The sequence below is a fragment of the Rhodococcus sp. 5G237 genome (assembly GCF_053764735.1).
The window spans coordinates 611,095-626,417 of sequence record NZ_JBSNCD010000003.1; the positions used below are offsets into that span (position 1 = coordinate 611,095).

General features: G+C 70.8%; 5 protein-coding genes. 1 reads left to right on the top strand and 4 read right to left on the bottom strand.

What is annotated here, in order from left to right; all coding sequences use genetic code 11:
* Positions 1-36: 36 nt before the first annotated feature.
* Positions 37-10,668 carry an amino acid adenylation domain-containing protein gene (locus ACWPOC_RS09365; RefSeq protein WP_455408459.1) on the bottom strand — a complete coding sequence of 3,544 codons (10,632 nt, stop codon included), beginning with the start codon at positions 10,666-10,668 and terminating at the stop codon, positions 37-39.
* Between the two features lie 137 nt (positions 10,669-10,805).
* On the opposite strand from ACWPOC_RS09365, the gene ACWPOC_RS09370 reads away from it, so the two are divergent.
* Positions 10,806-11,681, top strand: coding sequence for a siderophore-interacting protein (locus ACWPOC_RS09370; protein WP_455408460.1), 876 nt, complete (start codon positions 10,806-10,808; stop codon positions 11,679-11,681).
* A 100-nt stretch (positions 11,682-11,781) separates the two neighbouring features.
* On the opposite strand, the gene ACWPOC_RS09375 is transcribed toward ACWPOC_RS09370, so the two are convergent.
* The 3 genes from ACWPOC_RS09375 to ACWPOC_RS09385 all read right to left on the bottom strand — a co-directional run bounded on the left by ACWPOC_RS09375 (position 11,782) and on the right by ACWPOC_RS09385 (position 15,224).
* On the bottom strand, positions 11,782-12,468 hold the full coding sequence (locus tag ACWPOC_RS09375; protein ID WP_120281751.1) for an isochorismatase family protein: 687 nt from the start codon (positions 12,466-12,468) through the stop codon (positions 11,782-11,784).
* Positions 12,469-12,642: 174 nt separating this feature from the next.
* Positions 12,643-13,938 (bottom strand): serine hydroxymethyltransferase, encoded by a 1,296-nt coding sequence (gene glyA, locus ACWPOC_RS09380; protein WP_120281750.1) that lies wholly within the window; start codon positions 13,936-13,938, stop codon positions 12,643-12,645.
* A 95-nt stretch (positions 13,939-14,033) separates the two neighbouring features.
* Positions 14,034-15,224, bottom strand: a complete 1,191-nt coding sequence (locus tag ACWPOC_RS09385) for a DUF885 domain-containing protein (RefSeq protein WP_120281749.1) — start codon at positions 15,222-15,224, stop codon at positions 14,034-14,036.
* Positions 15,225-15,323: the final 99 nt, after the last annotated feature.

The window sequence follows — 15,323 nt, forward strand, 5'->3', positions numbered from 1 at the left end:
GCGCATACCGACTAGCTAATGGTTAGGCTAACCATACTAGGCGCCCGAGGGGGTGCTGAAACCTGCTCCCACCGGCGCGTTCATCGCCGTCGTCCAGGCCTCGGAAAGCGCTCGGATTTCTTCCGAAGGAATTCGTCCGTCCGACCGCATCGTGGCCGCGAATATACGACCGTCCGCCTTGTCCTCGAATCGCACCGACAGCTCGAGGGCGTGCCCGGACGGGGTCCGCCGCTCCGTCGGCACCGTGTCGACCCGGACGAGGACGTCGGGCCGGGCCAGCGCCATGAAGGCCGGTGCGGCCTGGGCGTTGAGGTGCCGCAGCAGCGCATATCCCGAACCGTCACCGGGCACGGCGCCCAACGCGGCGGACACACCGGCCGACACCGCGTCCGGATCGTCGGCGACGGGAACCCGCACGGGCACACCGACGGCGAACGGCCCGAGAGTTCGGGTGCAGTCCGGCTCGCCGTCGGAGAATCCACGTGCGTCGCGTTCGATCTCGACCAGCAACTGTGCCGGCGTGGCCTCGCGGACGCGTGCGACGGCGACTGCCAGCGCGGTCACCGCCGCGACAGCGGGGTCCTGTTCACCGGACGGACCGGCGGTGACCTCGACTGCGGCGATCTCGACCGGATCGCCGACGGGGAGCACCGCGGTGCTCAGCGCGGCGCCCGGGGCGAGGACCTGCGCCCAGTGCGCCAGTTCACCGAACAGCGCCGGGTCCTGCGCCCGCTCGTTGATCCGGGTCGCGAGTCCCCGCGCGGTAGCGGCGGGAACGGCGACCGCTCCCCCGGTCACCGCCGCCGTCAGGTCGGCCGCGAGCACGCCGACGGAGACACCGTCGGCGACGATCGGGTGGAGAGCCACCACGAGGCGACCCGCCTGTCCGGTGGTCAGCAGGACGGTCGAGAGCACCGGTCCGGCTTCGGGGTCGACAGTCGCGGCGGCCTCGATGTGGGCCTGCTGCTCGGCGGCTGCGAGATCGGTGGTCTCGACGACCCGCACCGGCACCTCGTCGGCGGGATGGGTGTCGAGCGACCACAGCACCGACGCCACGCGGGTCAGCCGCATGCGCAGCGCGTCGTGCGCGGCGACCACCGCGCGCACGGCTGCTGTGACCTGTTCCTCGTCCGCCGGGGTGTCGACGGCGAACACGATCGCCGCACCGGCCGGTTCGGTGCCGGTCTCCCGCAGCGCGTGCACGGCCGGCGGGACGGGCACCGGGCCCGGATCCCGATCGTCCACGGGACCGGCCGGCTGTTCGGCCGTCTCGGCGAACTGTGCGACGGCAACGAGACCGGCCGGTGTGCGCCACCGGAAGATCTCGCGCGGGCCGAATTCGATGCCCTTGCGACGCGCGGCCGTGACGACCTGCATCGAGACGATGCTGTCACCACCGAGCACGAAGAAGTCGTCGTCCGGCCCGACGACGTCGAGACGCAGTGCCTCCGCGAACAATTCGCACAGTGCGGCCTCGGCGGCGGTCTCCGGGTCGCGGCGCGTCGTCGCGGCCGGTTGCGGGTCGGGAAGTGCCCTGCGATCGAGTTTGCCGTTCGGTCCGAGCGGCAGCGCCTCGAGCACGGTCACGGTCACCGGGACCATGTGGTCGGGCAGGGTCGTCGCGGCGTGCGCGAGCAGATCCGCAGTTTCGACGGTGCGCGCGGCCAGGGGCACCACATAACCGGCGAGCATGCCGTCGCGCACGACGACGGCACTCTGCGCGACGTCCGGATGCGCGACCAGCGTCGCCTCGATCTCCCCGAGTTCGATGCGCAGGCCGCGGAGCTTGACCTGGCCGTCGGCGCGGCCGATGTAGTCGAGTTCGAGGCCCGCGCCCCGGTCGCGCCACCGCACGAGGTCGCCGGTGCGGTAGAGCCGCTCCCCCGCGTCGCTGTAGGGGTCGGCGACGAACCGGCCCGCCGTCAGGCCTGCGCGCCGGTGGTAGCCGCGGGCGAGCTGGACACCACCGAGATACAACTCGCCGACGACGCCCGGTGCCACGGTCCGGAGCCGTTCGTCGAGGACGAGGGTGCGGGTGTTGTCGATCGGTCGTCCGATCGGGACCCACGGGATGTCCTGCGCCGGAATCGATGCCGCGGTGACGTCGACGGCCGCCTCGGTCGGGCCGTAGAGATTGTGCAGTTCGGCGTCGACGAGGGTGTGGAAGCGATCGCGGTGGTCGGCGGTCAGCGCCTCACCACTGCAGATCACCCGGGTCAGGCGCAGTGCCCGGTCCTGCTCGGCGGCGAGCACGTCGAGCAGCGCCGCGAGCATCGACGGGACGAAGTGCGCCGTGGTGATCGACTGCCGGGCGATCACGTCGCGCAGATAGTGCGGGTCGCGGTGGCCGTCGACGGTCGCGACGACGAGCGTGGCACCGGCGATCAGCGGCCAGAAGAACTCCCACACCGACACGTCGAATCCGGACGGGGTCTTCTGCAACACCCGATCGTCGGCCGTGAGACCGTATTCGTCCTGCATCCACCGCAACCGGTTGGCCACGGCGCGATGGCCGACGACGACGCCCTTCGGGGTTCCGGTGGATCCGGAGGTGTAGAGCACGTACGCCGCGCGGTCGAGGGGCATCGCGGTCGGTGCTGCGACCGGCTCTGCGGGATCGGTACCGACGCAGCCGGATTCGTCGACCTCGAGCACCGGCACGACGGAGTCGAAGGACATCGCCACACCGGCGGCCGCCACGACCGCGACGGGCTGCGCGTCGGAGAGCATGTACGCGAGCCGCTCGGCGGGATAGTTCTCATCGAGCGGCAGATAGGCCGCACCGACGCGGTGGATCGCGAGGAGGGCGACCACGAGTGCGGTGCTGCGTGGGATCGCCACGGCCACGACGGCATCCATTCCTACTCCGGGAACGGAACGCAGGTGTCCGGCCAGAGCGGCGACGGCACGGTCGAGTTCGGCGTAGCTCCACCGCCGTCCGGTGGCGTCGTCGACGAGCGCGAGGGCGTTCGGTGTCGCAGCGACCTGCTGCGAGAACAGCTCGGGGACCGTGTGATCGGGACCGTTGTCGCGGACCGTGTCGATCTCCGCTGCAGCCAATGCCTTCCGGTCGTCGGCGGTGAGCACGCTCAGCTGCGACAGCGAGGTGTCGGGATCCGCCGCGATCTCCGCGAGCAGGACCGTGAGTCGCTGCGCGAATCCGTCGACGGTGTCGTGGTCGAACAGATCGGTCGCGTACTCGATGCGGCCGCGGATCCCGCCGTCGTCGGTCTCGGCGAGGTCGAAGGTCAGGTCGAACTTCGACGTGCCGGTCTCGACGAAGACCGGTTCGGCGTCGAGCCCGGGCATGCGGATCTCGTCGAGACGGTCGCGGTACTGCACCATGATCTGGAACAGCGGTTGGCGCGCGAGCGACCGTGCCGGGGTGAGTCGTTCGACGAGCACCTCGAACGGCAGGTCCTGGTGCGCGTAGGCGTCGAGGTCCACCTCCCGGACCCGTGTGAGCAGGTCGCGGACGGTGGGGTCGCCGGACAGGTCGGTGCGCAGCACGAGCGTATTGACGAAGAAGCCGACGATCCGGTCGAGGGCAGCGTCGGGACGCCCCGCGACGGGAGTGCCGAGGACGATGTCGTCCCCGGCGCCGTGCGCGCGCAGCAATGCCGCGACGACGGCGTGGGTGAGCATGAACATCGTCGCGCCGGATTCGGCGGCGATGTCGGCGAGTGCTTCGCGGGTCCGCGGGTCGACGGTGAACGGGACCGCGCCGCCGCGGTAGCTGCTGACAGCGCCGCGCGGCCGGTCGTGCGGGACGGCGAGCTCCTCGGGTGCTCCGTCGAGGACGCGTGCCCAGTACTCGGTCTGGATCTCACGCAGAGACTCGTCTCCGGTACCGAGACGTTCGTCCTGCCAGAGGGTGAAGTCCCGGTACTGCACCGGCAGCGGCGCCGGAGCGGGCGCCCCGGTGGTCAGGTGCGCGTACCAGGCCGACAGATCGGCGACGAGCGGTGTGGCGGACCACTCGTCGGCGGCGATGTGGTGCACGAGCACCATCAGGTGCGCGTCGTCGGGCGCGGTGCGCACGAGGGTCGCGCGGATCGGCAGGTCGTGGGTGAGATCGAACGGGCGTCCCGCTTCCTCGGCGAGCAGCGCGTCGAGATCCGCCCGGGCCGCGTCGACGATCCGCAGGTCGACGGTGCAGTCCTCGGCGGGCAGCACCCGCTGGTAGCCGATCTGCTCGACGTCGTCCTCGTCCGGCTCGGTGAACACCGTGCGCAGCGTGTCGTGCTCAGCGATCAGGTGCTGCAGGGCTCCGCGCAGGGCATCGACGTCGAGAGCGCCGCGCAACCGCATCGTGTACGGGATGTTGTAGGTCGCCGACGCGCCCTCCAGGCGGAAGAGGAACCACAGCCGGCGCTGCGCGGCCGACATGGGGACGAGTTCGGCGTGGTCGCGGCGCACGAGTTCCGGGCCGGCGACGGTGGCCGGGACCGTTGCCGCGAGTCGCGCGGGGGTGCGCAGGTCGAAGATGTCGCGGATCGACGGGTTCCGGCCGGTGCGCACGCGCAGCGCCGCCGACAGACGTGTCGCGAGGAGCGAATTGCCGCCGAGGGCGAAGAAGTCGTCGTCGGGGCCGACCTGCGGGACACCGAGGAGTTCGGCGAGCACCTCGCACACGGCGCGTTCGTCGTCGGTGGCCTCGCGTGTGCTGTGACTCTGGGCGGGATCGGGCAGGGACGCGCGGTCGACCTTGCCGTTGGGCAGGGTCGGCATGGCGTCGAGCACGAGGAAGACCGCGGGAATCATGTAGTCCGGCACCATGGTCCGCAGATGGTCCTGCAGGTCGGTGGCCGCCGGGCGCGGCGCGGCCGGATCGGCGACGACGTAACCGACGAGCAGATCGGTTCCGGACGCCGACGGGCGCACGGTGACGAGGGCCGCGGTCACCGCCCGGTGGCGCAGCAGCGCGGCCTCGACCTCGCCCGGTTCGATGCGGAAACCGCGCAGGCTCAACTGGTGGTCGGCGCGCGAGACGAAGTCGAGCTCTCCGGAGGAACTGCGCCGCACCAGGTCTCCGGTGCGGAACAACCGGGCGCCGCTTCCGGTGGGGTCGGCGACGAACCGCGCCGCGGTCAGGTCCGGGCGGCCGAGATAGCCGCGGGCGGACTGCACTCCCCCGACATAGAGTTCGCCGGTCACCCCGTCCGGGACGGGACGCAGGTGCCGGTCGAGGATGCGTGCGGTCACGCCGTCGACGGGGGCACCGATGCGGACGCGGTCGACGCCGAGATCCGGCGCCGTCCAGATCGTGACGTCGCCGGCGACCTCCGACGAACCGTACGAGTTGATCACCCGCGCACCCGGCAACGCCGCGATCACGCTCGTGCCGAGCGGTTCTCCGCTGAGGAACCACGTGTCGACGAGTTCCGCGGCCTCGGGACGCAGGGCCGCGAGGGTCTCGGCGAGGCTCGGCACGGCGGTGAGCATCCGGACGCGATGCCGGACGACGAGATCGGCGAGGGCCTCGGCGTCGCGGGAGGCCGTATCGTCCGCGAGGACCATGGTCGCGCCGGAGAGCAGGCCGGCGAACAGTTCGGTGGATCCGTCGATGAAGCTCAGCGAGCTCTTGGCCAGGCGCACGTCGTCGCCGGCCGGGCGGACGCGTGCCGCCTGCCAGGCCAGCCGGTTCGCCAGCGCCGCAGCGGTTCCCACGACGCCCTTGGGGACACCCGTCGAGCCGGAGGTGTAGACGACGTACGACCCGTCCGCCGGATGCAGCGGCCGGGTGCGGTCGAGGTCGGTGACCGGGGCCTCGGAACGGCCCTGTGCCGCCTCGGACAGTGCGGCAAGAGTCAGCTGCGGCGCGTCTCCGGGCACGGCGCCTTCCGTATCGACGAGCACGAGATCGGGTTCGGCGTCGGTGAGCATGAACTCGATGCGCGCCGGCGGGTACGACAGGTCGACGGGCAGGTAGGCGGCACCGGAGAGCACGACGGCGGCCAGGGCCACCACGGCGGCGTCGGAACGTGCCGCCGCGACCGCGACGACACTGCCGGGTCCGATGCCCCGCTCGGCGAGCGCGCGAACCGAACGATGCACGCGCGCCCCGAATTCCCGATAGCTCAGGGTCTCTGGACCGAACACGAGCGCCGGGTGATCCGGGTGGGCGGCGAAGGCCGCCGCGAGCAGATCCGGCAGCAGCTGCGTGGTGGCGGGCACCGCCTCGGCGGTGTCGGCGGCGCGCTCCTCGTCGGTGCGCACGTCGATCGTCGAGAGGTGTCGCGGTTCGGGTTCGGCGAAGGCCGCGAGCACCGACAGCAGACGCTGCCCGAGGGTCCGTACGCTCGTACGGTCGTAGAGGTCCTCGGCGTACTCGAAGCGGATCGACAGACCGTCGGTCGCGTCGACGAAGTCGACGAAGTCGACGGTGAGATCGAACTTCGACGTGCCGGTGGACAGATACGACACGGTCGCGGTGGTGTCGCCGATCTGCGGGACGACCGGTTCGGTGCGGTACTGCACCATCGTCTGGAAGAGCGGGTGCCGCGCGAGCGACGGGGTGACACCGACGGCGTCGACCACCTCGTCGAAGGGCACCTCCTGGTGGGCGAGGGCGGCGAGGTCGGCGCGCCGTACGCGCGTCAGGATCTCGGCGGTGTCGGGATCGCCGGACAGATCGGTGCGCAGGGCGACGGTGTCGACGAAGAAGCCGACGATGTCCTCGAGCCCACTGTCTGCGCGACCCGCGACGGGCGCGCCGAGCACGATGTCGTCGCCCGCCCCGAGGGCGGTGAACAGAGCGGCCACCGCGGCGTGGGTGAGCATGAACATGCTCGTCCCGGAACGAGTGCACGTATCTCGCAGGGCCGCAGTCAGTTCCGAACCCACCTGCACGTGCACCTCGCCACCGCGGTGACTCGGCACCGCGGGTCGCGGACGGTCGTGCGGCAGGACGAGTTCCTCGGGTGCCCCGGCGAGGATGGAGCGCCAGAACGCGAGGTCGCGGTCGCGGAGTGCGGCGCCGGCCGGGTCGTCGCCGAGTCCGCGCTGCCACACCGCGAAGTCCGCGTACTGGGGACGCGGAGCGTCGTCGGGCACACGACCCGCCGAGAGATCCGCACAGGCGGCGGCGAGGTCGGCGAAGACCGTCTCGGCCGACCACTCGTCGCCCGCGATGTGGTGCACGACGAGCAACAGCACGGCATCGTCCGGTGCGCGCCGCACGAGATGTGCACGGAACGGACGATCCTGTCCGAGATCGAAGGGTGCCCGCGCGGCCGCGTCGAGAAGCGTCCCGGCGTTCCCGTCGCGCGCCTCGGTGACCTGCAGGACCGTCGACGGCGTGTCGGTGACGACCTGCACGGGCTCACCCTCGACGACGTCGACGACGGTGCGCAGCACCTCGTGCCGGGCGGCGACGTGCACCAGGGCACGGTCGAGCAGGTCGGCGTCGAGCCGGCCGCGCAGTTCGAGGGCGAAGGGGATGTTGTAGGTCGGCGACGGCCCTTGGGCGCGGTCGAGGAACCACAGGCGTTGCTGGGCCGACGACAGCGGGATCCGCGCCGGTCGCGGTCCTGCGACGAAGCGGGGACGTGCCGGACTCGCGCCGTCGACCACCACCGCCAACTCGGCCACGGTGGGAGCGTCGAAGACGTCGCGCAACGACACCTCGACGTCCAGCGCCGAGCGGACCCGCGCGACGAGACGGGTGGCGGACAGCGACGTTCCGCCGAGAGTGAAGAAGTCGGCGTCGACACCGACGGCCGGGAGTCCGAGCAGGTCGGCGAAGACACCCGCGAGGGTGTGTTCGGTGGCGGTCTCGGGATCGCGACCGGTGTCGGGGGCGCCGATCTCCGGGGTGGGCAGTGCCTTGCGGTCGACCTTGAGGTTCGCGGTGAGCGGGAACTCGTCGAGTGCGACCGTCACGGACGGCACCATGTACTCGGGCAGACGCGTGCGGAGGAAGTCGTGCAGCGCCGCGGTGTCGACGTCGGTGCCGGTCACGTAGCCCACGAGACGGGCCGCACCGGTGGCGTCGGGCCGGGCGACCACGACGGCCTGCGTCACGCCGGGGAAGTACGCTGCGGCGGTTTCGATCTCACCGAGTTCGATGCGATGTCCGCGGACCTTGACCTGGTCGTCTCCGCGTCCGAGATACTGCAGGGTGCCGTCGGCAGTCCAGCGCACGAGATCGCCCGTGCGGTACATCCGGCCGGCGCCGAAGGGATCGGCGACGAAGCGGGTGGCGGTGAGGGCGGGGCGGCCGCGGTAGCCGCGCGCGAGCTGCTGCCCCACGACGTACAGTTCGCCGGCCGCGCCGACCGGCACGGGCTGCAACTGCCGGTCGAGCACGCGCACACCGGTTCCCGGATAGGGGCGCCCCACCGATCCGGTCCACGGCAGACCCGGCGCGACCGGCGCGGAGGTGCACCACACCGTCGCCTCGGTGGGTCCGTACATGTTGACGACCGAACGTGCTCGCGCAGCGAGGGTTCCGGCCAGGGCAGCGGGCAGGGACTCGCCGCCGACGAGCACGTCCGCACCGGCGAGATCCAGACCGTCGTGCTCGACGATCGCACCCCACAGCGACGGAGTGGCCTGGATGCAGTTCACCGACTCGGTCGCGGCGAGTATGGCGAGAGCCGCCGGATCGCGCGCCTCGTCGTCACCCGCGAGCACGACGGTTCCGCCGCGGCACAGCGGCACGATCAGTTCGAGCACCGAGATGTCGAACGACAGGGTGGTCAGGGCGAGAAGCCTGGTGTGCGTAGCGATTCCGGCGAGACCGGTCGCGGCGTCGACGAACCGGGCAAGTGCGCCGCGCGAGAGGACGACACCCTTCGGACGGCCGGTCGATCCCGAGGTGTAGATGACGTAAGCGGACTGGTCGGGCACTACCCGCCCTGAGGGAGCGTCGCCGACGGGGGCGTCGCCGCGCCAGCGCAGGCGGCCGTCGCGGAAGCTCGCAGTGGCGGCCGGGGTCGACGCGCGGAGACGGTCGGCGAAGTCGTCGGTGGTGAGCAGGATCGCCGGTCGCGCGTCGTCGAGCATGTACTCGAGTCGCTCGGCGGGGAAGGCGGGATCGAGCGGCAGGTACGCCGCGCCCGTCCGCAGCACGGCGAGGAGCGCGACCACCATATCGGCGGTGCGCGGAAGGGCGAGCGCGACCGTCACCTCGCGCCGCGCACCGGCCCGCGCGAGTTCGTCTGCGACGGCATCGATGCGCGCGTCGAGTTCGGCGTAGGTGAGACGTTCGGCGCCGGCGACGAGCGCGGGCGCGGCACCGGCGGCGGCCACCTGCTCGTCGAACAGATCCATCGGGTCGGGCGCGATGGACTCGGATATGGTTCCGTGCCAACGTGTTTCGAGTTGGTCTCGGAAATTCGAATCCAGCAGGTCCGCGTGGGCGAGCGGACGTTCGTCCGCGTCCTCCCGAGCGGCGAAGGTGAGCAGTCGCGCGATGGCCGCGGCGTGACCGGCGACCTCCTCAGCGGTGTACCGGTCGGCGTCGGCGTCGAGGGTCAGTTCGAGTGCGCGGGTGCTGTCGACGCGACGGGCGACCACCGCGAGGTCGTGGACGGGACCGCGCGCGAGCGAGTGGACGGTGGCGGTCGCGTCGCCGAACCGCACGGTGTCGCCGAACGGCTTGATGTTGACGGTGGGGCCCACCGGACCGGGGCTGGTCGCGGGCAGACGCAGGTCGCGGTGGATGTCCTCGCCCCGGTAGCGGGTGTGGCGTCCCTGCGCAGCGACGGTGGCGCGCACGTCGGCGGCGAGCCCCGCGAGACTTGCCGCCGGGGCGACCTCGAGGCGGAGGGGCACGACATTGACGGCGGTGGTGAGCACCTTCGCGGCGACGCTGCCCATCCGGTTCATGGCCGGGAAGCCCAGTACCACGTCGCGGACCCCGGTGACCCGGGTGAGATAGGCGGCGGCCGCGGCGGTGACGAAGTCGGGCCAACCCACCCCGGCGCGGCGTGCCGCTGCGTCGAGCGCCTCGGCGACGTCCCCGGGGACCTGCACCGATTCGGTGACCACCGCGCGGGCGAGCGAGGACGCGGCGGGTACCGCGGTCTCTGCGAGTCCGAGTGCATCGGGGGCGCCGCGCAGCGTCTCGGTCCAGAAGTCGCGGTCGGCGGTGATGCGATCGCCGCTGCGATACTCGCTGTCCTCGGCGACGACCTGCTCGACGGAACCGAAGGTCGCGGGCGAGATCTCCTCGCCGCGCACCAGTGCGGTGTACACGGCGACGATGCGACGTTCGATCAGGCTGTAGCCGTAGACATCGAGCAACGAGTGATGGGCGCGCAGGAACAGCAGCACGCGGTCCGATCCGAGGACGAAGACCCGGGCGCCGATGCCGGCTTCGGTAGTGGGATCCATCGGCACGCGCAGGATCGCACGCATCGTGTCGACGGCCGTCCGCCGCGGATCGGCATCCGCCGTGAGGTCGGTGACCTCGACGTCCGGTGCCGGATGGGCACCGGGGAACTGGACGGGCGCCTCGTCGACGACGGCGATCCGAGCGCGCAGTTCGGCGGACTCGGCGAAGACCGCGTGGACGGCGCGGGCGAGAACCGCCGGATCGATGTCGCCGTCGATCTCGAGGAAATGCCCGGTGACGAGTGTCGCGTTGGATGGGTCGATCGTCTGCGCGAACCACATTCCCGACTGGGCAGCAGTCAAGGGCAGAGGCACGATCGATTCCACGGGTACTCCTCGCCATTCCTGGACCCGCCCCCTCGGATCCGCCCCTCCGTCCGGATATAGTTAGGGCCGCCTAACCATACCAGCAGCGACGCGCCCGCCCGAATTGTCCGGCCGGTCCCGTCCGGAAGGAGCTCACCATGCCGGTGACGACGCCCCCGACCCGCGTCTCTCTGCCCATCGTCCTGCGGCGCCTGACCGTGCTCCGCGCGGTGGACGTGACACCGCGGATGCGTCGGATCACCCTGGGCGGCGAGCAGCTCGGCGCCTTCCGCAGCGGCGACTACGACGCCCCGGCGTTCACCACCGAGGGTGCCGACGACTACGTCAAGATCTTCCTGCCCGAACCCGGCAGCGACACCCCGGCCCTGCCCGAACAGCACGACGGGCACCTGCACTGGCCCCGCAAACCCGCACCCGTGGCCCGCGCCTACACGGTGCGTCGCTTCGATCCCGTGGCCGGGGAACTCGATCTGGACTTCGTCCTGCACGGCCACGGCCCGGCCGGCGATTGGGCCCGCACCGCCGAACCCGGCAGCGTGCTCCACCTCGCGGGACCCAAGGTCGCGATCATCCCGCCGCAGGGCGCCGACTGGTGGCTGCTCGCCGGCGACGAGACCGCGCTTCCCGCGCTGGGTCGCTTCGTCGAGACCTACGGCGGCACAGTGCCGATGCACGTCTTCGCGCTGGTCGACGGTCCGCAGGAGGAACAGTCCGATCTCGCGGGCGTGACGTGGGTGCACCGCCGCCCCGGCGTCTCCGACGCCACCGTGCTCGCCGAGGCCGTCGAGTCGGGTGCGCCGCGCGGCGGCGAGGGGTGGATGTGGATCGCCGGTGAGGCGTCGATCGTGAAGGAACTGCGCGCCGTGTCGAAGCGACTCGGCATCGCCAAGCCGATGCTCGACGCCTCGGGCTACTGGCGCAGCCCCGAGTCCGATCGTCCGCTGGCCCGCCTGCGGCTGCTGCGCGAGCAGGCCGTCGAGACGCTCGAGGCGCGTCGTCGCGGCACCACCTAGACGATCCGGACGATTTCGGTGTTCTCGACAGCGCCCGGCGACGTCGAGAACACCGAAATCGCTGCATGTGCTGAAGGTCCCGATTCTCGGACCGTGTCGGTCAGCGCAGCGACGCGGTGAGTTCTTCGGTCTCGCGGTCGCGGCGACGCGCTGACGCGGTGATCGACTCGATCAGTGCGTCCGTGGTCTCGACCCGGCCGACCCGCTTGGCGACGTACTGCAGTGCCATGAGGTGCTCGTCGCGGGAGAAGTCGGCGGTGGCATCGAGGGCCATGAACGGCGCGACGTCGCTCATGAAGGCGTCGGCGGCGCTGAGCATGCAGCCCATGTGTGCGTAGACGCCGGTGACGATGAGCTGGTCGCGGCCGTTGTGCGCGAGCAGCTGACGGAAGTCGGTGCGCTGGAACGCCGAGTACCGCCACTTGGTGACCTGGATGTCGTCCGGGCCGGGGGTCAGCTCGTCGATGACCTCGGTGTCGCGGCCGGTGCTCAGTCCGACGCCCCAGAAGTCGGCGAGGATGCCGCGACGCGACGGATGCTGGTCGCCGGGCTGCATCGTGTAGACGACGGGGATACCGGCGGCCAGGCACGCCTCGCGGAGGCGGACGATGTTGGGGACCACGGTCGCGAGGGGTTCGGCGTCGCGCTGGTACGCGTCGATGAAGTACTTCTGCATGTCGTGGATCAGCAGTGCGCAGCGGGACGCATCGAGCGTCCAGTCCACCCGAGCAGCGGGAATCTCGTCGCCGGTGGGCAACTCGTACGGATCGATGCTCGGGATGGCCATGCGACTTCCTTCTACTGTTCGGGGTACGCGTGCGGTCACCGACCGTGTCGGCATGCGTAGGCTACCCTAACCAACCCTGCGGTGGGAGGTCTCGTCCCCCCGATACGCGACCGGCCCGCACCGGAGATCGGTGCGGGCCGGTCGGCGACAGCGGAAACCGTCAGCGGAAAACCGTCAGATCAGACGCCAGTCCTCGAGGCCCTCGTACAGCGGCACGGACTGCGCCAGAGCGCTCACGCGGGTGCGCAGCGACTCGGCGTCGGCGCCCCCGATGAGCGTCTGCGCGATGATCTCGGCGACCTCGGTGAACTGCTCGTCGCCGAAACCGCGCGTCGCGAGCGCCGGGGTGCCGATGCGCAGACCCGAGGTGACCATCGGGGGACGCGGGTCGAACGGCACGGCGTTGCGGTTGACGGTGATGCCGACCTCGTGGAGGGCGTCCTCACCCTGCTGGCCGTCGAGCTGCGAATTGCGCAGGTCGACGAGCACCAGGTGCACGTCGGTGCCGCCGGTGAGCACCGAGATGCCCTTGTCGGTGACGTCGGACTGCGACAGGCGGTCGGCGATGATCCGGGCACCGGAGAGGGTGCGCTGCTGACGGTCCTTGAACTCGTCGCTCGCGGCGATCTTCAGCGCGACGGCCTTCGCGGCGATCGCGTGCATGAGCGGGCCACCCTGCTGGCCGGGGAAGACGGCCGAGTTGATCTTCTTCGCCCATTCCTGCTTGGCGAGGATCAGACCGGAACGCGGTCCACCGAGGGTCTTGTGCACGGTGGTGGAGACGACGTCGGCGTAGGGCACGGGCGACGGGTGCAGGCCCGCGGCGACCAGACCGGCGAAGTGCGCCATGTCGACCCACAGGTAGGCACCGACCTCGTCGGCGATGGAGCGGAAGGCGGCGAAGTCCTCGTGGCGCGGGTAAGCGGACCAGCCGGCGACGATGACCTTCGGCTTCTCGCGCAGCGCGATGTCGCGGACCTCGTCCATGTCGATGCGGTGGTCGTCCTTGCTGACCCCGTAGGACGCGACGTCGTACAGCTTGCCGGAGAAGTTGAGCTTCATGCCGTGCGTGAGGTGGCCGCCGTGCGCGAGGTCGAGACCGAGCAGCTTCTCGCCGGGAGTCATCAGCGCCATGAGCACCGCCGCGTTCGCCTGCGCACCCGAGTGCGGCTGAACATTCGCGAAATCGGCGCCGAAGAGCTCCTTGGCGCGGTTACGGGCGAGGTCCTCGACGACGTCGACGTTCTCGCAGCCACCGTAGTAGCGACGGCCGGGGTAACCCTCGGCGTACTTGTTGGTCAGGACGCTGCCCTGGGCCTGGAGGACGGCGCGCGGCACGAAGTTCTCCGACGCGATCATCTCGAGCGTGTCGCGCTGACGCGACAGCTCGCCGGCCATGGCCTCGGCGACCTCGGGGTCGAGGTCGTTCAGTGCGGCAGTGTTCACGTCGGCGCCGGGCGCAGCGGTCATCGAGGTTTCTCCAAGCAGAGGGCGTCAGGGATACGGCCTCCAGTCTACGAAGGCCGTCCACCGCTGCGGAAGCCGGTCCCCGAGCTACCTGCGGTTCACCGCAGGCTGCTGGGCACCAGGGGTTCGTCGAGCAGGCGCCGGAAACGGTCGGCGCGCTCGGCTCCGGCCGGAACCTGCTCGAGCCAGCCGCCGAGGAGCCGGTAGCCCTCGACATAGGTGCTGATGTAGGCGCGCCACAACGGCGACGACAGGAACCGCAGCGACTGCCGGGCACGTTCGGGGCTCGACAGCGACCAGCGCTGCAGGAATTCGACGACCTCGTCGTGGCCGCGCCCGCGGTCGTGGAGCAGCAGCGCGGCGTCCTGCCGCACCGACAGCAACTGCTCGGACGCCTCGGACAGTTGTTCGGCGAGTTCGCCGTCGAACCGCAGCCCGAGATCGGCGTAGATCTCCTGTGCCCACATGCCCCAGCCCGGGCCGACGATCGCTTCGAGCGCGAGATCGGCGAGTCCTTCGGCCATGAGGCACTGCGGGGTGTTGACGAGGAACAGCGTCTGCTCGGCCTGTCCGCCGGCGACGAGACCGGCCTCCTTGCGGCAGTGCTCGGTGTGGTGACCGGGATACGCCTCGTGCGCGATCAGCCGCGGCAGGTGAGCCATCGTCTGTTCGAGATCGGAGTTGATCGCGACCCGCGAACGGTAGTCGCCGAGGTAGTAGTTGAAGCCCGACCACGGCTTGTCGCCGACGACCTCGTACTCGACGCGCTCGGTATCTGGCAGCGGATAGACCGCCCGCACCTTCTCCCGCAGCGCACTCGAGAACGCTTCGACGCATTCGGCGAGACGATCGGCGGGGATCACCTCGGACTTGCGATGGGCCTGCATCCGTTCGGTGAGCGATCCGGTACCGGACAGCAACGCGTCGAGGCGACGGTGCGCGTCGCGATAGGCGTCCTCGTCGCCGGGCGCGATGCGGACGTCGAAGTACGCCTCGACCTCGTCGACGAACCCGATTTCCTCCCCCGCGAACTTGCGGGCCGAGCAGTCGAGGGCACGCAGATGCACCTCGAGGAAACGGGCGCGCTCGTCGGACAGTGCCACACCGGGCAGTTCGTCCCGCAGCCGTCGCGCGGTGTGTGATAGATCACGGGGATCGGGAGTCGTGGCGTTCTCGACCTTCCGCCGCAGGGCGGGATCGCCGGTGTAGGCGTCGACGAACCCTTCCTCGAGCCGGTCGAAAGCCAGGCCCAGCAGCAGATATTCGTTCACGAAGTCGTCGGCTCCCATACCGGCCGAGCCTAGTCGCTCGTCGGCGACCCGACACGGGAGAACCCGCCGGAGTGGGGACCCCGAGGAGGCATCCGCCTGTGTCAGCGAGCACAATCC

Bases quoted from the DNA above. Each gene is read 5' to 3' on its own strand.
- ACWPOC_RS09375 (WP_120281751.1), bottom strand. From the start codon at position 12,468: ATGGCCATCCCGAGCATCGATCCGTACGAGTTGCCCACCGGCGACGAG.
- ACWPOC_RS09370 (WP_455408460.1), top strand. From the start codon at position 10,806: ATGCCGGTGACGACGCCCCCGACCCGCGTCTCTCTGCCCATCGTCCTG.
- ACWPOC_RS09385 (WP_120281749.1), bottom strand. From the start codon at position 15,224: ATGGGAGCCGACGACTTCGTGAACGAATATCTGCTGCTGGGCCTGGCT.
- glyA (WP_120281750.1), bottom strand. From the start codon at position 13,938: ATGACCGCTGCGCCCGGCGCCGACGTGAACACTGCCGCACTGAACGAC.